This window comes from Klebsiella sp. P1CD1, assembly GCF_003790505.1.
Lineage (GTDB): Bacteria > Pseudomonadota > Gammaproteobacteria > Enterobacterales > Enterobacteriaceae > Klebsiella > Klebsiella variicola.
Genome location: NZ_CP033631.1, coordinates 5,406,590 through 5,426,544 on the forward strand (window position 1 = coordinate 5,406,590; position 19,955 = coordinate 5,426,544).

Annotated in this window: 19 protein-coding genes and 1 riboswitch; of the genes, 11 read left to right on the plus strand and 8 right to left on the minus strand. The window is 57.0% G+C overall.

The genetic code is table 11. From position 1 onward, the window contains the following. Positions 1 to 233: 233 nt before the first annotated feature. Positions 234 to 671, plus strand: a complete 438-nt coding sequence (zraP, locus tag DTA24_RS26690) for a zinc resistance sensor/chaperone ZraP (RefSeq protein WP_012969175.1) — start codon at positions 234 to 236, stop codon at positions 669 to 671. A 3-nt stretch (positions 672 to 674) separates the two neighbouring features. Here zraP and DTA24_RS26695 read toward each other — a convergent pair whose 3' ends face one another. From DTA24_RS26695 to nudC, 6 genes are all read right to left on the minus strand, one after another. Continuing rightward, the gene (locus tag DTA24_RS26695; RefSeq protein ID WP_012969176.1) at positions 675 to 1,370 is read right to left on the minus strand and encodes a DUF1481 domain-containing protein; all 696 of its coding nucleotides are present in this window, start codon (positions 1,368 to 1,370) and stop codon (positions 675 to 677) included. Between the two features lie 12 nt (positions 1,371 to 1,382). After that, positions 1,383 to 1,655, minus strand: a complete 273-nt coding sequence (gene hupA, locus DTA24_RS26700; RefSeq protein ID WP_002884342.1) for a nucleoid-associated protein HU-alpha — start codon at positions 1,653 to 1,655, stop codon at positions 1,383 to 1,385. Positions 1,656 to 1,841: 186 nt separating this feature from the next. Then, complete coding sequence (locus DTA24_RS26705; RefSeq protein WP_012543208.1) at positions 1,842 to 2,432, minus strand: YjaG family protein; 591 nt, start codon at positions 2,430 to 2,432, stop codon at positions 1,842 to 1,844. A 42-nt stretch (positions 2,433 to 2,474) separates the two neighbouring features. Then, positions 2,475 to 3,146 (minus strand): deoxyribonuclease V, encoded by a 672-nt coding sequence (gene nfi / locus DTA24_RS26710; RefSeq protein ID WP_008807992.1) that lies wholly within the window; start codon positions 3,144 to 3,146, stop codon positions 2,475 to 2,477. A 12-nt stretch (positions 3,147 to 3,158) separates the two neighbouring features. Then, positions 3,159 to 4,223, minus strand: coding sequence for a uroporphyrinogen decarboxylase (gene hemE, locus DTA24_RS26715; protein ID WP_008807993.1), 1,065 nt, complete (start codon positions 4,221 to 4,223; stop codon positions 3,159 to 3,161). A 40-nt stretch (positions 4,224 to 4,263) separates the two neighbouring features. Then, positions 4,264 to 5,037 carry an NAD(+) diphosphatase gene (gene nudC / locus DTA24_RS26720; RefSeq protein WP_008807994.1) on the minus strand — a complete coding sequence of 258 codons (774 nt, stop codon included), beginning with the start codon at positions 5,035 to 5,037 and terminating at the stop codon, positions 4,264 to 4,266. A 93-nt stretch (positions 5,038 to 5,130) separates the two neighbouring features. On the opposite strand from nudC, the gene DTA24_RS26725 reads away from it, so the two are divergent. The 10 genes from DTA24_RS26725 (at position 5,131) to DTA24_RS26770 (ending at position 13,903) form a co-directional block, all read left to right on the plus strand. Then, positions 5,131 to 5,628: an Rsd/AlgQ family anti-sigma factor gene (locus tag DTA24_RS26725; protein WP_049139155.1), complete on the plus strand. Its 498-nt coding sequence runs from the start codon at positions 5,131 to 5,133 to the stop codon at positions 5,626 to 5,628. A gap of 53 nt (positions 5,629 to 5,681) precedes the next feature. After that, positions 5,682 to 5,806: riboswitch (TPP riboswitch) on the plus strand. A gap of 86 nt (positions 5,807 to 5,892) precedes the next feature. Continuing rightward, a complete protein-coding gene (thiC, locus tag DTA24_RS26730) occupies positions 5,893 to 7,788 on the plus strand; it encodes a phosphomethylpyrimidine synthase ThiC (RefSeq protein WP_022064760.1) in 1,896 nt (631 codons plus the stop codon). Further along, entirely contained in the window at positions 7,788 to 8,423 is a 636-nt protein-coding gene (gene thiE, locus DTA24_RS26735; RefSeq protein WP_086892842.1) for a thiamine phosphate synthase, read from the plus strand. Before thiC ends, thiE begins: the two co-directional genes overlap by 1 nt. Continuing rightward, positions 8,416 to 9,171 (plus strand): thiazole biosynthesis adenylyltransferase ThiF, encoded by a 756-nt coding sequence (gene thiF / locus DTA24_RS26740; protein ID WP_032732187.1) that lies wholly within the window; start codon positions 8,416 to 8,418, stop codon positions 9,169 to 9,171. The genes thiE and thiF overlap by 8 nt, the downstream gene beginning before the upstream one ends. Further along, a complete protein-coding gene (thiS, locus tag DTA24_RS26745) occupies positions 9,155 to 9,355 on the plus strand; it encodes a sulfur carrier protein ThiS (protein WP_008807998.1) in 201 nt (66 codons plus the stop codon). The genes thiF and thiS overlap by 17 nt, the downstream gene beginning before the upstream one ends. A 1-nt stretch (position 9,356) precedes the next feature. Beyond that, entirely contained in the window at positions 9,357 to 10,127 is a 771-nt protein-coding gene (gene thiG, locus DTA24_RS26750) for a thiazole synthase (protein WP_016160090.1), read from the plus strand. Next, complete coding sequence (thiH, locus tag DTA24_RS26755; protein WP_012543211.1) at positions 10,124 to 11,257, plus strand: 2-iminoacetate synthase ThiH; 1,134 nt, start codon at positions 10,124 to 10,126, stop codon at positions 11,255 to 11,257. The genes thiG and thiH overlap by 4 nt, the downstream gene beginning before the upstream one ends. 315 nt (positions 11,258 to 11,572) lie before the next feature. After that, a complete protein-coding gene (locus tag DTA24_RS26760; RefSeq protein WP_012543212.1) occupies positions 11,573 to 13,105 on the plus strand; it encodes a sensor domain-containing diguanylate cyclase in 1,533 nt (510 codons plus the stop codon). A gap of 171 nt (positions 13,106 to 13,276) precedes the next feature. Next, on the plus strand, positions 13,277 to 13,582 hold the full coding sequence (locus DTA24_RS26765; RefSeq protein ID WP_002884150.1) for a PTS sugar transporter subunit IIB: 306 nt from the start codon (positions 13,277 to 13,279) through the stop codon (positions 13,580 to 13,582). A 3-nt stretch (positions 13,583 to 13,585) separates the two neighbouring features. Beyond that, positions 13,586 to 13,903 (plus strand): PTS lactose/cellobiose transporter subunit IIA, encoded by a 318-nt coding sequence (locus tag DTA24_RS26770; protein WP_008808002.1) that lies wholly within the window; start codon positions 13,586 to 13,588, stop codon positions 13,901 to 13,903. Between the two features lie 43 nt (positions 13,904 to 13,946). Here the strand turns inward: DTA24_RS26770 and dcuB are convergent, their stop codons facing one another. After that, positions 13,947 to 15,287: an anaerobic C4-dicarboxylate transporter DcuB gene (gene dcuB / locus DTA24_RS26775; RefSeq protein WP_008808003.1), complete on the minus strand. Its 1,341-nt coding sequence runs from the start codon at positions 15,285 to 15,287 to the stop codon at positions 13,947 to 13,949. Positions 15,288 to 15,687: 400 nt separating this feature from the next. Continuing rightward, on the minus strand, positions 15,688 to 19,911 hold the full coding sequence (rpoC, locus tag DTA24_RS26780) for a DNA-directed RNA polymerase subunit beta' (RefSeq protein ID WP_008808004.1): 4,224 nt from the start codon (positions 19,909 to 19,911) through the stop codon (positions 15,688 to 15,690). Between the last annotated feature and the right edge of the window lie 44 nt (positions 19,912 to 19,955).

The window sequence follows — 19,955 nt, forward strand, 5'->3', positions numbered from 1 at the left end:
GCTTTCTGCAGGATCCTTCAGCAGAAATCATGCCATTTTCCCACGCCGTCAATCCTGTTCTCAAACATATCGCCTGCGGTTTAGCGAGTAAAAATGACCCGCCTGACCCGCCAGGAACGGGTCATTTTTACTCACCTTCCCCATCGGCTCCTCCGGCAGGCCCGTACGGGCGGGCTTTTTCAGGCTGGCATGGAAGATGCAATAACGAGAGAAACCACACAGGAGATAATGCCATGAAACGGAACCGTAACTTACCTCTCACCCTCGTCACCCTTGCCGTACTGACCTTTGGCAGCAACGCGGCCTGGGCCAACCATCACTGGGGCAATAACACCGGGATGGGCAATCAGGGTTACAGCCAGCTGACCCAGGAGCAGCAGGCTACCGCGCAAAAGCTGCATAACGATTACGCTGCGCAAACCAGCGCCCTGCGCCAGCAGCTGCAGTCCAAACGCTATGAGTACAATGCGCTGCTCACGACGCAAAAGCCGGACAGTGGAAAGATTGAAGCTGTCGCTCAGGAGATGGAAGGCTTACGCCAGAAGCTGGATCAGCAGCGGGTGAAGTTTGATGTCGCCCTGGCTGAGGCGGGCGTTCCCCGTGGCGCAGGAATGGGATACAACGGCTGCCGCGGTAACGGCGGTGGTCATAGGGGCATGAACCACTGGTAATCGTTAGAAGCTTTTTTCTGTCGGCTGCCAGGTGCAGAAGTTTTCATTGGCGACCAGCAATAGTTGAGAGCCTTCAGACGCCTCCAGCCAGGCGATGCTCACCGCGGCGGAGGAATGACTCTGGCGACGTTCAATATGCGCCAGGGCCCGGCTATCGAGGTCAGGCTTAACCGTCTGACCTTCACAGGTCAACACGGTATGCGCGGCAGCGTTCCAGCGCCCCTGACGCAGGACGACGCGTCCCTGGCGGAGAGCATCGCTGGTCTGGCGGATCTGCTCGGCGCGATAACGATACAGTGCGACCTGGTCGCTGGAGAGCTGTTGCTTCTGCCCGTCGACTTCCCGCTGCATAAAGCTGAGATCGCCCTGCGCGTCGAAGCGGGCGCGAATATGTTCCGGCGGCTTACCGTAGACATTGAGTTCGATAAACGTCAATTGATCGCCCTGCCAGCGATATTCACTGGTCGAGGTATCCCCGTGACGCCACGGGCTGAAAGCGGCGAGAAGATGGACTTCATCACCTGAATCTTTACGCCAGATACGCATCGCCCCCTGATTATCCGCATAACCGCTGGCGGTAAACGGTGGAAGCGAGGCGTCGTGGCTGCAGGCAGTCAGCAACAGGATGCCCGCCAGCGCCAGAGGCCGGCGCCAGACAGACAAAAGGGGCTTAATAGCCCCTTCGATAAAACTGTTCACTGCCACGCGGTCTTACTTAACTGCGTCTTTCAGTGCTTTGCCAGAAACAAATGCCGGCACGTTAGCTGCAGCGATTTTGATCTCTTTACCGGTCTGCGGGTTGCGGCCAGTACGCTCAGCGCGGTGGTTCACTTTGAAGGTACCGAAACCAACCAGTTGAACAGCATCACCTTCTTTCAGAGACTCAGTAATTGCAGCCAGGGTAGATTCCAGGGCAGCTTTAGCCTGTGCTTTGGACAGGTCAGCTTTGTCCGCAATTACATCAATCAGTTGAGTCTTGTTCATAAGTTATCCTTACAATGTGTTTATCGCTTGCTAAGCATCGAGTGCGACGGAAATGCCAAAAAAGCACCCTCCTGCATACACGCACCGATAGCCACTTTTTTTCGCCCTCCAAATGTAGACCAGACGGGGGGCGGAATGGAAGCCTTCAGACGCTACAATTCAGGCGGTAAATCACGTTTTCTGGTCTCACTGCTGAAAATTTATACCAATATTGCTCTCACCGGCCTCACGCAGGTCCGCGCGCAGACCTTTTATCAGCTCAAGGTCACGCTCTTCACAGTCGGCCAGCAGGCGGAAAATTTCCCACTGAATATCCCATTCCTGCTCTACCGCCGGGTTCGCTTTCAGCTCTTCATCGGTCATTTCGCGACCGGCCTGGGTCATTTCCAGCATCGCCACGCTGGTGATGGATGTCTTGCTCACCTCAATCGCGTGCTCAAGTGTTTCACCGCTCAGACGCGAATGGATCAGTTCGCTCAACGCCACGCAGGCGTCTATAGCCGGATAAACACCGTACAGGTCGAAATCATCTGCCGCCGGGATGGCCTCTTCCAGCTTCTCCAGCTGACTGTCGAAATTCACCTTCGCATCTTTAACCGTCAGCGTTTCCCAGATCAGGTCCAGGATACGACGGTACAGCTGGCCGTCGCCGAACTCGGTTTGCTTGCAGAACATGGCGTAGTTAGGGTACATACGCTCGCACAGGCAGGCCATAAAAGTGACATGCTGCCAGCTTTCCAGCTTCTCCAGGCGCAGGTGAATCGGGTTTTGTAACATGATGAATTCTCGAAGTCAGAAATTAGGCGCAGTGTACCTGAATCAGCCGTGATTTGCTTGCCAACGCACAAACGACGGACGACGGGACGCCACCGCATCGGCCCAGCGCGTCGGCTCGGGGAGACGATAGCCTCGCATGCAGCGCTCAACCCACATTAAGGCGCTGTCCATGCCCACCCGGTGACCGGTGCTAATAAACAGCGGGTTGCAGCGCACTTTGCTGCGCCAGACCCAGGCCAGTTGCTCATTTTTATCCATCAGCGGGGCCAGTGCGCCGGGCTCATCACCCAGTTCGCCGATTTTTCCGCACAGCCGTTTTTTCGCCACCCCGATGGTCGGCACGTCAATCATCAGACCAAAATGGCTGGCGACGCCGAGCCGCCGGGGATGGGAGATACCGTGGCCGTCGACGAAGAGCAGGTCCGGTTTTTGCGAAAGCTGCTCCCACGCCGCCAGCAGCGCAGGTGTTTCGCGAAACGAGAGAAAGCCGGGAATATAGGGCATGGTGGTGGCGACGCGCGCCACCTGATACTCCACCAGCTCAAGCTCAGGCCAGGTCAGCAGCACCATCGCAGCCCGGGTCACTTCCCCTTCCTGCTCAAACCCGACATCCGCGCCGCCGATCAACGCCGGCGGGTCGCGATCCAGTCGATCCGCTCGCTCGACCGACGCGGCTAACTGTTGTTGTTGGGTACGTAGCGCGGCTAAATCCATACGGCTTATCTCCTATTGATGATAGGGTGTGGAAAGACGATGCACCGCCTCAACAAAGACGCCCGCATGCTGCGGGTCGACATCCTGATGGATGCCGTGACCAAGGTTAAAGACATGACCTTCGCCCTGGCCGAAGCCGGCGAGAATAGTCGCCACTTCCTCTTCAATACGCGGGGCTGGCGCATACAGCATCGACGGGTCCATATTGCCCTGGAGCGCCACTTTGTGACCTACACGACGGCGAGCATCAGCGATATCGGTGGTCCAGTCGAGCCCCAGCGCGTCACAGCCGGTCTCCGCCATCGCTTCCAGCCACTGGCCACCGCCTTTGGTGAACAGGGTCACCGGCACGCGGCGGCCTTCATTCTCCCGCAGCAGGCCATCGACAATTTTATGCATGTAGTAGAGCGAGAACTGCTGATAGTCGCGACCGGTCAGCACCCCGCCCCAGGTGTCGAAAATCATCACCGACTGCGCGCCGGCTTTGATCTGCGCGTTGAGGTACAGGGTGACGCTCTTCGCCAGCTTCTCCAGCAGCGCATGCAGCGCCTGCGGTTCGGCGTACATCATCTTTTTGATCACGGTGAACGCTTTGCTGCTGCCGCCTTCCACCATATAGGTCGCCAGCGTCCAGGGGCTACCGGAGAAGCCGATCAGCGGCACTTCGCCTTTCAGTTCGCGGCGAATGGTACGCACGGCGTTCATGACATAGCCCAGTTCCTGCTCCGGATCCGGGATTGGCAGCTTGTCGACGTCGGCTTTGCTTTTTATCGGCGAGGTGAAGCGCGGACCTTCGCCAGCTTCAAAGTACAGCCCCAGACCCATGGCGTCCGGGATCGTCAGGATGTCCGAAAAGAGGATCGCCGCATCCAGCGGGTAACGGCGCAGCGGCTGGAGCGTCACTTCGCAGGCCAGCTCGGCATTTTTACACAGCGACATAAAGTCGCCCGCTTGCGCACGGGTGGCTTTGTACTCCGGTAAATAGCGGCCCGCCTGACGCATCATCCACACCGGGGTGACATCAACCGGCTGACGCAGCAGCGCGCGCAGGTAACGATCGTTTTTCAGTTCGGTCATTTTTACATTCCTTTAGCGTTGATGCGCCCAGTGTAACATGTCACTCGAACTCTGCCCGACACATCGCCACCGTATCTTCGATAAGCCGACGCGCCACCGTGCCCGGCGGTGGCAGGAGCGGTAGATTGTCATAGCGGTACCAGTCCGCGGTCAGCAGCTCTTTTTTGTCGACCACGATATCGCCATCCGCGTAATCCGCCATAAAGGCGGTCATCAGCGACTGCGGGAACGGCCACGGCTGAGAGGTCACATAGCGCAGGTTTTTCACCTTGATGCCGCTCTCCTCCATCACCTCGCGGGCCACTGCCTGCTCAAGGGTTTCACCCACTTCGACAAACCCGGCCAGCACGGTGTGCACGCCGTTACGATGGCGGGTATGTTGCGCCAACAGGATCGAATCATCGCGACGGATAGCGACGATAATGCAGGGGGCAATTTGCGGGTAATAGCGTTCACGGCAGTGGCTGCACAGCATCGCCCATTCGCTTTTGCTGGCATGCATCGGATGGCCACAGTAGCCGCAAAATTTATGCGATCGATAAAATTCGGCGAGCTGGATCCCTCGCCCCGCCAGCTGGAAGAGACCCGGATCCTGATCCAGAACCTGGCGTAACGATCCCATGTCATGGCGGCGATCCTGGCGCACCATCCAGACGGACTCGCCCTGCCACTCGCCAATATGCAGCGCATGCTGTCCGACAAGATCAAAATTAACCGCTTCGCCATGTGGTAATTCTCCACCAGGCAACCATAATTTTTGTTCGTGACTGACAACCCACCAGCCGCGATCTAATTTTTCAATAATACGATCCATATCTATTGCACTACCTTTGCTTCACTGGCATGTTGTTAACATTATATTTACATTTTGGTGAGCAGATTTAAATCAAAACTAGCGGAGTCAATCATGCTAAACCAGCTGGAAAATCTGACGGAGCGCGTTGGCGGTAGTAATGAACTGGTCGATCGCTGGCTACAAGTGCGTAAGCATCTGCTCGTGGCTTACTACAATCTGGTTGGCCTGAAACCGGGCAAAGAGTCATTTATGCGGCTAAACGAAAAGGCGCTGGATGACTTTTGCCAAAGTCTGGTGGATTACCTCTCATCCGGTCATTTTAATATTTATGAACGCATTATTGGCGAAATGGAAGGCGATACCCCACTTTTAGCCGCCACCCGGCTTTATCCACAGCTGGAAGCCAATACCCAGCAGATGATGGACTACTACGATACCTGCCTCGAAAACGCTATCGATCACGATAACTACCTTGAATTTCAGCAGGCGCTGTCGGATATCGGCGAGTCGCTGGAAGCACGTTTCGCGCTGGAGGATAAACTGATCGCCCTCGCCGTCGCGCATAACCTGAGCAACGACGTGCGCGATAATATTGCGCCGACCGCTTGAGTTGTGCGCAATTAACGAGTAGTTTACCTCCATTCCCCCTCTCCGGAGGGGACGTCATCTTGTCGGAGTGCCTATTTTCCATGCGCTGGCTAAAGTGGAAAAGGCTGAGACCGTTAATTCGGGATCCGCGGAACCTGATCAGGCTAATACCTGCGAAGGGAACAAGAGTAAACTGCTGGTCGCTCCTGTCCGTTCTGGACCGGTCGCATCTGTTACTCCATCCGTCGTCTGACAAGCCATCTCCTTTTTTAACTGGAATGCGCTATGTCTACTACCAAACTCACCCGTCGGGAACAACGCGAGCACGCGCAGCGATTCATTGATACGCTGGCAGGTACCGCTTTTCCCAATTCACGCCGCATCTACGTTCACGGCTCACAAGCGGATATCCGCGTCCCGATGCGTGAAATTCAGCTCAGCCCGACCCTCGTCGGCGGCGATAAAGATAACCCCCGGTACGAAGCCAATGAACCGATCCCGGTATATGACACCTCCGGCCCTTATGGCGACCCGGATATTGGCATTGATGTCCGCCAGGGGCTGGCAAAGCTGCGCCAGCCGTGGATCGACGCGCGTAACGACTGCGCTCCGCTCAGCGAACGCAGCTCGGCCTATACCAAAGCGCGGCTGGCCGATGACGGTCTCGATGAGCTGCGCTTCAGCGGCCTGCTGACGCCCAAACGCGCCGTCGCCGGGAAATGCGTTACCCAACTGCACTACGCCCGCCAGGGGATCGTCACGCCGGAGATGGAGTTCATCGCCATTCGCGAAAACATGGGTCGCGAACGTATCCGCAGCGAGGTTCTGCGCCAGCAGCATGCCGGGGAAGGCTTCGGTGCCCGCCTGCCGGAAAACATTACCCCCGAGTTCGTCCGCGATGAAGTTGCCGCCGGACGCGCCATCATCCCCGCCAACATCAACCACCCGGAATCTGAGCCGATGATTATCGGCCGCAATTTCCTGGTGAAAGTGAATGCCAATATCGGCAACTCGGCGGTGACCTCTTCCATCGAAGAGGAGGTGGAAAAACTGGTCTGGTCAACCCGCTGGGGCGCCGACACGGTGATGGACCTCTCCACCGGCCGCTATATCCACGAAACCCGCGAGTGGATCCTGCGCAACAGCCCGGTGCCGATTGGTACCGTCCCGATTTACCAGGCGCTGGAGAAGGTCAACGGCATTGCCGAGAACCTGACCTGGGAAGCCTTCCGCGATACCCTGCTGGAACAGGCCGAACAGGGCGTCGACTACTTCACGATTCACGCCGGCGTACTGCTGCGCTACGTGCCGATGACCGCGAAGCGCCTGACAGGTATCGTGTCGCGCGGTGGTTCCATCATGGCCAAGTGGTGCCTGTCGCATCATCAGGAAAACTTCCTCTACCAGCACTTCCGCGAAATCTGTGAAATCTGCGCCGCCTATGACGTGTCGCTGTCCCTCGGCGATGGTCTGCGCCCCGGCTCGATCCAGGACGCCAACGACGAGGCGCAGTTCGCCGAGCTGCATACGCTGGGCGAACTGACGAAAATCGCCTGGGAGTATGACGTGCAGGTGATGATTGAAGGCCCCGGCCACGTGCCGATGCAGATGATCCGCCGCAATATGACCGAAGAGCTGGAGCATTGCCACGAAGCGCCATTCTACACCTTAGGCCCGCTCACCACCGACATCGCGCCGGGCTATGATCATTTCACTTCCGGTATCGGCGCGGCAATGATTGGCTGGTTTGGCTGCGCGATGCTGTGCTACGTCACGCCAAAAGAGCATCTCGGCCTGCCCAACAAAGAGGATGTGAAACAGGGGCTGATTACCTACAAAATCGCCGCCCACGCCGCCGACCTCGCGAAAGGCCACCCCGGGGCGCAGATCCGCGACAACGCGATGTCCAAAGCGCGTTTCGAATTCCGCTGGGAAGACCAGTTCAACCTCGCGCTCGACCCCTTCACCGCGCGGGCCTATCACGATGAAACCCTGCCGCAGGAATCCGGCAAGGTCGCCCACTTCTGCTCCATGTGCGGGCCGAAATTCTGTTCGATGAAAATCACCCAGGAAGTCCGCGACTACGCCGCGAAGCAAAATATCGAAGCTGGCATGGCCGATATGTCGCATCACTTCCGTGCCCGTGGCGGCGAAATCTACCTGAAACAGGAGGAAGCCTGATGTATCAACCTGATTTTCCACCCGTCCCATTTCGTCTTGGACTCTACCCGGTGGTTGACAGCGTGGCGTGGATTGAGCGCCTGCTGGAGGCGGGAGTGCGTACTCTTCAACTGCGCATTAAAGACCAACGTGACAGCGACGTGGAGGATGACGTGATCGCCGCCATCGCCTTTGGCCGCCGCTATCACGCCCGGTTGTTCATTAACGATTACTGGCAGCTGGCGATTAAGCATCAGGCCTACGGGGTACACCTGGGGCAAGAAGATCTGGAAACCACCGATCTGAGCGCTATCCGCAAAGCCGGACTGCGTCTCGGCGTCTCCACTCACGACGATATGGAAATTGATGTCGCGCTGGCGGCGCGCCCCTCTTACATCGCGCTGGGCCACGTCTTCCCGACGCAAACCAAACAGATGCCTTCCGCGCCGCAGGGCCTCGACCAGCTAGCCAGACATATTCAACGCCTGGCGGATTACCCCACCGTCGCGATCGGCGGCATCAGTCTGGAAAAAGCGCCGGGCGTACTGGCGACCGGCGTCGGCAGCATCGCGGTGGTCAGCGCTATTACCCAGGCGGCGGACTGGCGGGCAGCGACAGACCAGCTGCTGGCGCTGGCGGGAGCAGGCGATGAATGATCACGACTTTATGCGCTATAGCCGCCAGCTGCTGCTGGAGGATATTGCCATCGAGGGTCAGCAGAAACTGTTAGCCAGCCGGGTGCTGATTATCGGCCTTGGCGGGCTGGGCTCCCCGGCGGCACTCTATCTTGCCGGAGCGGGCGTCGGGACGCTGACCCTGGCCGATGACGACGCCGTGCATCTCAGCAACCTGCAGCGGCAGATCCTGTTCACCAGCGAGGATATCGACCGGCCAAAAGCCGCGGCGGCAAAGACCCGGCTCAGTCAGCTAAACCCGCAGATCAAACTGGTTGCGCTCCAGCAACGTCTGAGCGGCGAGGCGCTGCGCGCTGAGGTGGCGAAAGCGGACGTGGTGCTGGACTGCACCGATAACATGGTGACCCGCCAGGCAATCAACGCCGCCTGTGTGGCCCTCAACACCCCGTTAGTGACCGCCAGCGCCGTCGGCTTCGGCGGTCAGTTGATGGTGCTCACTCCCCCCTGGGCGCAGGGCTGCTATCGCTGCCTGTGGCCGGATAGCGACGAACCGCAGCGCAACTGCCGCACCGCGGGGATCGTCGGCCCGGTCGTCGGCATGATGGGCACGCTGCAGGCGCTGGAGGCGATTAAGCTGCTCAGCGGCATGACGACGCCGCGTAATACCCTGCGGCTGTTCGACGCCCGCACCAGCAACTGGCGTAATCTGGCGCTACAGCGCTCCCGGAATTGCCCGGTGTGCGGAGGGCGGCATGCAGATTTGGTTTAACGACGAGCCGCTGGCATGTGCCGACAATCTCAGCGTCAGCGCCCTGCTGACCCAGCTCGAACAGCTGCAGCCGGGCGTTGCGCTGGCGCTTAATCAACACATCCTGCCGCGCGACCGGTGGGAAGATCATCTCTTACAGGAAGGCGATCGGATCCTGCTTTTTCAGGTTATCGCTGGAGGCTGACATGTTACGTATTGCAGACAAAACGTTTGAATCCCATCTTTTTACCGGTACCGGCAAATTCGCCGCCCCGGAGGTGATGGTCGAGGCGATTCGCGCCTCGGGAAGCCAGCTGGTGACGCTGGCGATGAAGCGCGTCGATTTACGCCAGAACAATGACGCGATTCTCGCGCCGCTGCTGGCGGCGGGCGTTAACCTGCTGCCGAATACCTCAGGCGCCAAGACGGCGGAAGAGGCGGTGTTTGCCGCCCGCCTGGCGCGGGAAGCCCTGGGCACCCACTGGCTGAAGCTGGAGATCCACCCGGATGCCCGCTGGCTGCTGCCTGACCCGATTGAAACCCTGAAGGCGGCGGAGCTGCTGGTGCGCGAAGGGTTCGTCGTCCTGCCCTACTGTGGCGCCGATCCGGTGCTGTGTAAACGGCTGGAAGAGGCTGGCTGCGCGGCGGTGATGCCGCTGGGTGCGCCGATCGGCTCCAATCAGGGGCTGGAAACCAGGGCTATGCTGGAGATTATTATCGAACAGGCGACGGTACCGGTGGTGGTTGATGCCGGGATCGGCGTGCCGAGCCATGCGGCGCAGGCGCTGGAGATGGGCGCAGATGCGGTGCTGGTCAATACCGCCATTGCCGTCGCCGACGACCCCGTGACCATGGCCCGCGCCTTCCGTATGGCAGTCGATGCCGGATTACTGGCGCGTCAGGCCGGACCGGGGGCACGCAGTACGCAGGCGCAGGCCACCAGCCCGCTGACCGGATTCCTGGAGGCGCTGGCATGAAAACCTTCAGCGATCGCTGGCGGGAGCTGGAGTGGGACGACATCCGCCTGCGCATCAACAGCAAAACCGCCGCCGACGTCGAACGGGCGCTGGCGGCCAAACAGCTCACCCGTGACGACATGATGGCCCTGCTTTCACCGGCGGCGGCCAACTATCTTGAACCGCTGGCCCAGCGTGCGCAGCGGCTCACCCGGCAGCGCTTCGGCAATACCGTCAGCTTTTACGTACCACTGTATCTCTCCAACCTGTGCGCCAATGACTGCACCTACTGCGGCTTCTCAATGAGCAATCGCATTAAGCGCAAGACGCTGGATGCCGCCGAGATTGCCCGCGAGTGCGCCGCGATCCGCGACCTGGGCTTTGAGCATCTGCTGCTGGTGACCGGCGAGCATCAGGGCAAGGTGGGAATGGATTATTTCCGCCAGCACCTGCCGGCTATCCGCAGCCAGTTTGCCTCGCTGCATATGGAGGTGCAGCCGCTGGCGACCGAAGAGTATGCCGAGCTGAAAACGCTGGGGCTCGACGGGGTAATGGTCTATCAGGAGACCTACCATGAAAGCATGTATGCCCAGCACCATCTGAAAGGGAAAAAACAGGATTTCTTCTGGCGGCTGGATACACCGGATCGCCTGGGCGAGGCGGGGATCGATAAGATCGGCCTCGGTGCATTGATTGGTCTTTCCGACAGCTGGCGGGTGGACTGCTTTATGGTCGCCGAGCACCTGCTGTGGCTGCAGCAGCGCTACTGGCGCAGCCGCTACTCGGTCTCCTTCCCGCGCCTGCGTCCCTGCGCCGGCGGTATTGAACCAGCTTCGCTGATGGATGAGCGCCAGCTGGTGCAGACCATTTGCGCCTTCCGCCTGCTGGCGCCGGAGGTTGAGCTGTCGCTTTCAACCCGTGAATCACCCTGGTTCCGCGACCGGGTGATCCCGCTGGCGATCAATAACGTCAGCGCCTTCTCTAAAACGCAGCCCGGCGGCTACGCCGACGATCATCCGGAGCTCGAGCAATTTGCCCCACATGACGATCGCCGCCCTGAAGAGGTCGCCAGCGCGCTAGCCGCCCGTGGCCTGCAGCCGGTATGGAAAGACTGGGACAGCTGGCTGGGACGCGCCTCGCAATCATCATGAAGTATGTTGCAAGCCGCTGATTATTTTGCGTGCCTGCACGAGAGATGAAAAATGGGGAGTCGCCCGATTGCCGCCGTTTTTCTATTCTGCCCGGGTCAGCAGCGGACGCTGACCAGGGCGAACGTTTTCTTCCTCATTTTCGCCCTGCCTCTCCGCGCTGCGCGAGGGCCGGTTCATTATCGACGAATATAAATCACGATAGATGAAGGCCTCAGAGTTATAATTGAGCAATAGTTAACTGATTCGATCGGCAGGCTCGCTGACACAAGCTGCGTTCGGACCCTTGGTTTATACATCCGGGACGATTAACGATTCATGGCGCTACACAACAGAAAACTCTCTTTTACGACACCAATCGTCGTGGGGTTTGCCGGCATTTTGCTCAGTTTCATGCTGATTGCTACTTTTGTCACCCTGGCACAGCGGAAAGATTTTCTCGAAGATTATCACGATATTAACCGCAACTTTACCCACAACCTGGCCATCAACTATACGGAAACGCTGCTGCGGGAAAATGATTTTATCCTCGGCCGCGCGGCCACCTTCTTTGCCCGTAATGACGAACTGAACCGCGCGGTGAACGTTGATCCGGAGAAAGGGTTAACCACGCTAATGCAGTTACAGAACATGATGCCAAGCGTCTCATCCATCTCGCTGGCGGATACCGAGGGCCACTATCTGCGCGCCCCGGAAGTACTGAAAAATGAAGACAGCCTGGCTTTCGACCCCAAAACGCGGCCCTGGTTTATCAAACAGGCAGAAGCCAGCACCTTCAGCCACTACACCAGCCCGTATATGGACTTTTTCACCCACCATCCGACGATTACCATTTTCAAACCCATCATTACTCCGGAGGGTAAACTCAAGGGCAGCCTGGCTTTTCATCTAGATCTCACCTCCATGGGGTTCGCGCTACGGCAGATGGTCGCCCCCGTACAGGGGGAATTTTTTGTGGTGCAGCGGGATGGCAAAGTTGTCCTGCACTCCGACCCGGGCGCGCTGTTTAAACCCTTCGTCAGCGACGAACTGATGGATAAAATGACCAGCGGAGAGGGGCAGCTTTACGATGTCAGGAGCGATACCTGGTATTACTACTACTCCTTTACCAATCCCGACTGGTTCGTGATTTACCGTGTCGATAACGCCACCCTGATCAATCTGACGCGCCATGAGACAAACTTAGTGATCGGCGGTTTCTCACTCGCGGCGATTATCATCCTCTTGTTCGGCCTTTATCTGCGTCATGCTTCCCGTACCGTGCTGATGAATATCATCAATGCGATTAAAACCGGCGACGTCAAACGCGCTCCGCGCCTTGAGGCAATGCTGAGTAAAGCCATTGAAACCAACAAACAGCGTGAACTGACCTACGTTCGCCAGGCCACCATCGACGCCCTCACTGGCTGCAAAAACCGCCGCGCCTTCGACAGCGATATCGCCGCGCTGATGAACGATCACCAACCTTTCGCCCTTGCCCTGGTCGATATCGATAACTTCAAATCGATCAACGACACCTGGGGACACCTCAACGGCGATATCGTCCTGCGCAACGTCGCCCGCGAGGGGCTGCAGGTCCTCCAGCCGCTGGAGATTTCCCTTTATCGCTACGGCGGTGAAGAGTTCGCGGTGGTCTTTCCTGCCGAACACATCGATAACGCCCGAACGCTACTGGAAACATGGCGGGTCAACGTCGAACGGCGTACCTGGCGCGAAGATGGCCTGACGGTCACCTTTAGCGCCGGACTGGGGGAATGGAATATGGAGCCGCTGGATAAGCTGGTGGTGAGCGTCGATGAGGCACTTTATAAAGCCAAGCAACAAGGTAAAAACCGCATCCTCCGCGCGTGAGACAACAGGACGCTGCCGTCCACTTCGGTGGGCTTTTTTATTTTTATCGGCAAAAATGAAACCGGTTTCAATTTTTGTGTGATGACTTACACACAATCACGGTAAAGCGGTTGTCGCATCGCCAGGGCCGCGATAAAGATAAGACATCACGGAACACAAGGGCCACTGACTATGAAGAATATCGTTTTGTGCTGTGCCGCCGGTATGTCCACCAGCATGCTGGTTCAGCGTATGCAAGATGCCGCGCAGAAAAAAGGTGTTGAGGTTTCTATCAAGGCCGTCCCGGTCGCCGAGTTTAAAGATAACCTGGCCGCCGCCGACATTATTTTACTCGGCCCGCAGGTGAAATATGAGCAGGCGAAACTGCAGGCGCTGGCCGATCCATTCGGCAAGAAAGTCGCGGTGATCGATATGATGGACTACGGCATGATGAAAGGCGATGCCGTTCTGGATAAAGCCCTGAAGATGCTGGAGTAATCGATGGAAGATTTAGAAACGATCATCATGGAGCTGTTGGTTAATGCCGGTTCCGCACGTAGCGCGGCGCTCACTGCTCTCCAGTTAGCACGGAAAGGTGACTTTGCGGCAGCCGAGCAGGCCATGGCCGAGTCCCATGAGTTCGTCAAACATGCGCATAAAATCCAGACCCAGCTCATCGGCCTGGATGAAGGCACCGGTAAGCTGCCGGTCAACCTGATCACCGTTCACTCTCAGGACCACCTGATGAACGCCATGGTCATTCAGGATCTGGCGACCGATATGATTGAACTCTATCGTCGTCTGCCGCTCGCGCAGTAATCTCGCGGATTTAACGGGCGCCGCTGCCGGCGCCCGTCCCCTCTCAAAGAAAACCATACATCGCGGCGAATACCCAGCCAAACACGCAGGAGACACCGACGCCGATGAGCCCGGGCAGGATGAAGCTATGGTTAATGACAAAGCGGCCGATATGGGTGGTCCCTGAGCGGTCGAACTGGATCGCCGCCAGATCGCTTGGGTAGGTCGGCAGAATATAGTAGCCATAGCAGGCCGGCGCGGAAGCCACGATATAGGCCGGGTCGACGCCGATGGCCAGCGCCACCGGAACAATCGCCGCCAGCGCTGCCGCCTGAGAGTTCACAAACTTCGAAACCAGCAGCAGTACGATGGCGTAAGCCCACGGGTACTCCTTCACCATCTCCCCGAGCACACCTTTAATCTCGGTCATATGCGCGCCGAACATAGTCTCCGCCATCCACGCGATGCCGTATACCGCGACGATAGCGATCATCCCCGAACGGAAAACCTCATTTTTAGAAATCGACGCCGGGTTGGTTTTGGTAATGATGATGATTAATGCCCCGGAGAGCAGCATGAACATCTGGATCACCAGCACCATCGACAGCGGCTTACCGTCGAAGGCCGGACGCAGTTCGGAAAACGCGCCGAGCAGGGCCACCACGGCGATGGAGGCCAGAAAGATCCACATCGCAATCCAGTTGCTGGTCGGCAGCTTTTTATCCAGCAGTGTCGCCGTATCGCCATAGACATAATGGCGATTTTCCGGTACCGCAATAAACGCCTGGAAGGCTTCGTCTTTATCCAGATCTTTGCCACGGAACCAGCTGAAGATACCAATCGCCAGGATCCCCAACAGCGTGGACGGAATGGTTATCGCCAGCAGGTCGAGAAATTCCAGGTGTTTACCGTTAAAGGTAAAATTCCCCAGCATCGCCACCAGCGACACCACTGCTACCGAGACCGGGCTGGCGATGATCCCCATCTGGGCGCCTATGGAGCTGGCCGCCATTGGACGCTCCGGACGAATGTTATTCTTAATGGCGACATCGTAGATAATCGGCAGGATCGTGTACACCACGTGTCCGGTACCACAGAGAATGGTCAGCGTGCAGGTGACGAAAGGCGCGACGATCGAGACATATTTCGGGTTGCGCCGCAGCAGCTTCTCGGCAATCTGTAACATGACATCCAGCCCGCCGGACGCCTGTAGCGTGGCCGAGGCGGCCACGACGGCAATGATCACCAGCATTACATCAACCGGTGGTTTACCCGGCTGAAGATGGAACACAAAAACAAGGATAACCAAACCGATGCCGCCCAACAGGCCCAGCGCAATACCGCCTTTTCGGGCACCATAAAACAGACAAATTAAGATAATAATGAGTTGTATCGCAAATTCCATGCAGCCCCCAGAGCCTGTCCACTCAGACCAAAAGAAATGACCAACACCTGCCTGCCGGTATTATTTCTGCGTCTTATCGGGAGAAGCATGAGATGCGGCGATCCCTCTCCAGAGCCGTAGCTTCGAAGATAAAGCAGCAGAAGTAATCCCATGATTCATTAGGTATTTTGAATATATCGCCTTTGGATTGATTATTTTTTGATATGAGTAGAACTTTTACCCATATATAAACAAAGGTTTTTCCAGTGAACGGGGGATGGATATTTTATATGAATTAATTGCTAAAAATATGCGGCGTTAATATGTCGTAAATGTAATTAAAGAAGAGGGTGAGGCGGCGAACAAACAATAAAAAAGCCGGTCAGGAAACCTGACCGGCTTTTTAGCAGTGCATCAACGATTAATCGTTGTCAGAACCGCCCAGGCCTGCGTTCAGCAGTTCTGCCAGGTTGGCAGACGCTTCTTCTACGCTCACCTGCGGAGCAGCTGGCTGTTCGCCCGCTGCGCGACGGCGCATACGATCCTGGTGGTACGCATAACCGGTACCCGCCGGGATCAGACGACCCACGATGACGTTCTCTTTCAGACCGCGCAGTTCGTCGCGTTTGCCCGCAACGGCTGCTTCGGTCAGCACGCGAGTGGTCTCCTGGAACGAGGCCGCGGAGATGAAGGACTCGGTTGCCAGAGACGCTTTGGTGATACCCAGCAGGTCGCGGGAATAGGTTGCCGCCACTTTGCCATTCGCTTCAAGCTCGCGGTTAGCGATCTTAACGCGGGAGTATTCAACCTGCTCGCCTTCGAGGAAGTCGGAGCTACCAGCACTTTCGATGGTCGCTTTACGCAGCATCTGACGAACGATAACTTCAATGTGCTTATCGTTAATCTTAACGCCTTGCAGACGGTAAACGTCCTGCACTTCGTTGGTGATGTAACGCGTTACCGCGTGCACGCCACGAAGACGCAGAATGTCGTGCGGTGCTTCCGGACCGTCGGAAACCACGTCACCACGTTCTACACGTTCACCTTCGAACACGTTCAGCTGACGCCATTTCGGAATCATCTCTTCGTACGGTTCGCTACCGTCTACCGGGGTGATAACCAGACGACGTTTCCCTTTGGTTTCTTTACCGAAGGAAATGATACCGCTGATTTCAGCCAGGATTGCCGGCTCTTTCGGACGACGTGCTTCGAACAGATCCGCAACGCGCGGCAGACCACCGGTGATGTCCTTGGTACCGCCGGATTCCTGCGGAACACGCGCCAGGGTGTCACCAGAGCTGATCTGTACGCCATCTTCCAGCTGAACAATCGCTTTACCCGGCAGGAAGTACTGAGCAGGCATATCGGTGCCTGGGATCAGAACGTCGTTGCCCTGAGCATCAACAATTTTCAGCGCCGGACGCAGATCTTTACCACCGGAGGTACGTTCTGCGGAATCCAGAACCACCAGCGAAGACAGACCGGTCAGTTCGTCGGTCTGACGAGTAATGGTCTGGCCGTCGATCATGTCAGTGAAGCGGACGAAACCACTCACTTCGGTGATAACCGGCATGGTATGCGGATCCCAGTTTGCAACGGTTTCACCGCCGGCAACCTGTTCGCCATCGCCTTTCGCCATAACGGAGCCGTAAGGCACTTTATAGCTTTCTTTGGTACGACCGAATTCGTCGATCAGTTTCAGCTCGGTGTTACGCGAGGTGATAACCAGTTTACCGCTGGAGTTCACAACCGACTTCGCGTTGCTCAGACGGATGCTACCTTTGTTTTTCACCTGGATGCTGGATTCAGCAGCCGCACGAGATGCCGCACCACCGATGTGGAACGTACGCATCGTCAGCTGTGTACCCGGCTCACCGATGGACTGTGCCGCGATAACGCCGATAGCCTCACCTTTGTTGATGAGGTGGCCACGCGCCAGGTCACGACCATAGCAGTGCGCACATACACCAAAGTCGGTGTCACAGGATACAACGGAACGAACTTTGACGGAGTCAACGGAGTTCTCTTCCAGCAGGTCACACCAGTGCTCATGCAGCAGCGTGTTGCGTGGAACCAGAATGTCCGCGGTACCCGGCTTCAGAACGTCTTCAGCAGTCACACGACCCAGTACGCGATCGCGCAGCGGCTCTTTAACGTCGCCACCTTCGATAACCGGCGTCATGGTGATGCCTTCCAGGGTGCCGCAGTCGTCTTCAGTGACGACCAGGTCCTGGGCAACGTCAACCAGACGACGAGTCAGGTAACCGGAGTTCGCTGTCTTCAGTGCGGTATCCGCCAGACCTTTACGCGCACCGTGGGTGGAGATGAAGTACTGGAGTACGTTCAGACCTTCACGGAAGTTCGCGGTGATCGGCGTTTCGATGATCGAGCCATCCGGCTTCGCCATCAGACCACGCATACCAGCCAGCTGACGAATCTGTGCCGCAGAACCACGCGCACCGGAGTCGGCCATCATGTAGATGCTGTTGAAGGAAACCTGCTGCTCTTCCTGACCGTCACGGTTAATCACGGTTTCGGTTTGCAGGTTATCCATCATCGCTTTGGATACACGATCGTTCGCCGCAGCCCAGATATCGATAACTTTGTTGTAGCGCTCGCCCGCGGTGACCAGACCAGACTGGAACTGTTCCTGAATCTCAGCAACTTCCGCTTCCGCTTCGCTGATGATTTCGTATTTTTTCTCCGGGATGACCATGTCATCGATACCAACGGATGCACCTGAACGCGCTGCATAAGCAAAGCCGGTGTACATCGTCTGGTCCGCAAAAATAACGGTCGGTTTCAGGCCCAGAATACGGTAACAGGTGTTCAGCATCTTGGAGATCGCTTTCTTACCGAGCGCCTGGTTCACGATAGAGAACGGCAGACCTTTCGGTACGATCATCCACAGAATGGCACGGCCAACGGTCGTGTCTTTCAGGCTAGTCTTCGCGACGAATTCACCATTCTCGTCTTTTTCGTATTCAGTGATACGCACTTTAACGCGCGCATGCAGAGAGGCCAGACCGGCGCGATAAATACGCTCCGCTTCTTTCGGGCCAGTCAGCACCATGCCTTCGCCTTTGGCGTTAACACAGTCACGGGTCATGTAGTACAGACCCAGTACAACGTCCTGAGACGGAACGATGATTGGTTCGCCGTTCGCCGGGGACAGGATGTTGTTGGTAGACATCATCAGCGCACGCGCTTCCAGCTGGGCTTCCAGCGTCAGCGGTACGTGAACAGCCATCTGGTCGCCATCGAAGTCGGCGTTATAGGCCGCACAAACCAGCGGGTGCAGCTGAATAGCTTTACCTTCGATCAGAACCGGTTCGAATGCCTGGATACCTAAACGGTGCAGCGTTGGCGCACGGTTCAGCAGTACCGGGTGTTCGCGGATAACTTCGTCCAGGATATCCCAAACAACGGCTTCTTCGCGCTCAACCATTTTCTTAGCGGCTTTGATGGTGGTGGCCAGGCCACGCAGTTCCAGCTTGCCGTAAATGAACGGTTTGAACAGCTCCAGCGCCATTTTCTTCGGCAGACCGCACTGATGCAGACGCAGGTATGGACCTACGGTGATAACAGAACGACCGGAGTAGTCAACACGCTTACCGAGCAGGTTCTGACGGAAACGACCCTGTTTACCTTTGATCATATCGGCCAAAGATTTCAGAGGACGTTTGTTAGAACCGGTGATCGCACGACCGCGACGGCCGTTATCCAGCAGGGCGTCAACCGCTTCCTGCAGCATACGTTTTTCGTTGCGTACGATGATGTCCGGCGCAGCCAGATCCAGCAGACGTTTCAGACGGTTGTTACGGTTAATGACGCGACGATACAGATCGTTCAGGTCAGAAGTCGCAAAACGGCCGCCATCGAGCGGAACCAGCGGACGCAGATCTGGCGGCAGAACCGGCAGAACGGTCAGGATCATCCATTCCGGCTTGTTGCCAGACTGAACGAACGCTTCCAGCAGTTTAATGCGCTTGGTCAGCTTTTTACGCTTGGTTTCGGAGTTGGTTTCGTTCAGCTCTTCACGCAGCTGTTCGCATTCCTGCTCCAGATCCATATTGCGCAGCAGCGCCTGGATCGCTTCCGCACCCATTTTCGCGTCGAATTCGTCACCGAACTCTTCCAGCGCATCCAGGTACTGCTCTTCAGTCAGAATCTGGTTGCGTTCGAGGTTGGTCATGCCACCTTCGATAACCACGTAGGATTCGAAGTACAGTACACGTTCGATATCGCGCAGCGGCATATCCAGCAGCAGGCCGATACGGGACGGCAGCGATTTCAGGAACCAGATGTGCGCCGTCGGGCATGCCAGCTCGATGTGGCCCATGCGCTCACGACGCACTTTAGTCTGGGTCACTTCAACGCCGCACTTCTCACAGATCACACCGCGGTGTTTCAGGCGCTTGTACTTACCGCACAGGCACTCATAGTCTTTTACTGGCCCGAAAATACGAGCACAGAACAGACCGTCACGCTCAGGCTTGAACGTACGGTAGTTAATGGTTTCCGGCTTTTTAACTTCACCGAAAGACCATGAACGGATCATGTCTGGCGATGCCAGAGCAATTTTGATCGCATCAAACTCTTCGGTTTTAGTTTGCGCTTTCAGAAACTTTAATAAGTCTTTCACGGATTTGCTCCCGTCGGAGTTAGCACAATCTGGCGCCGGGTTTT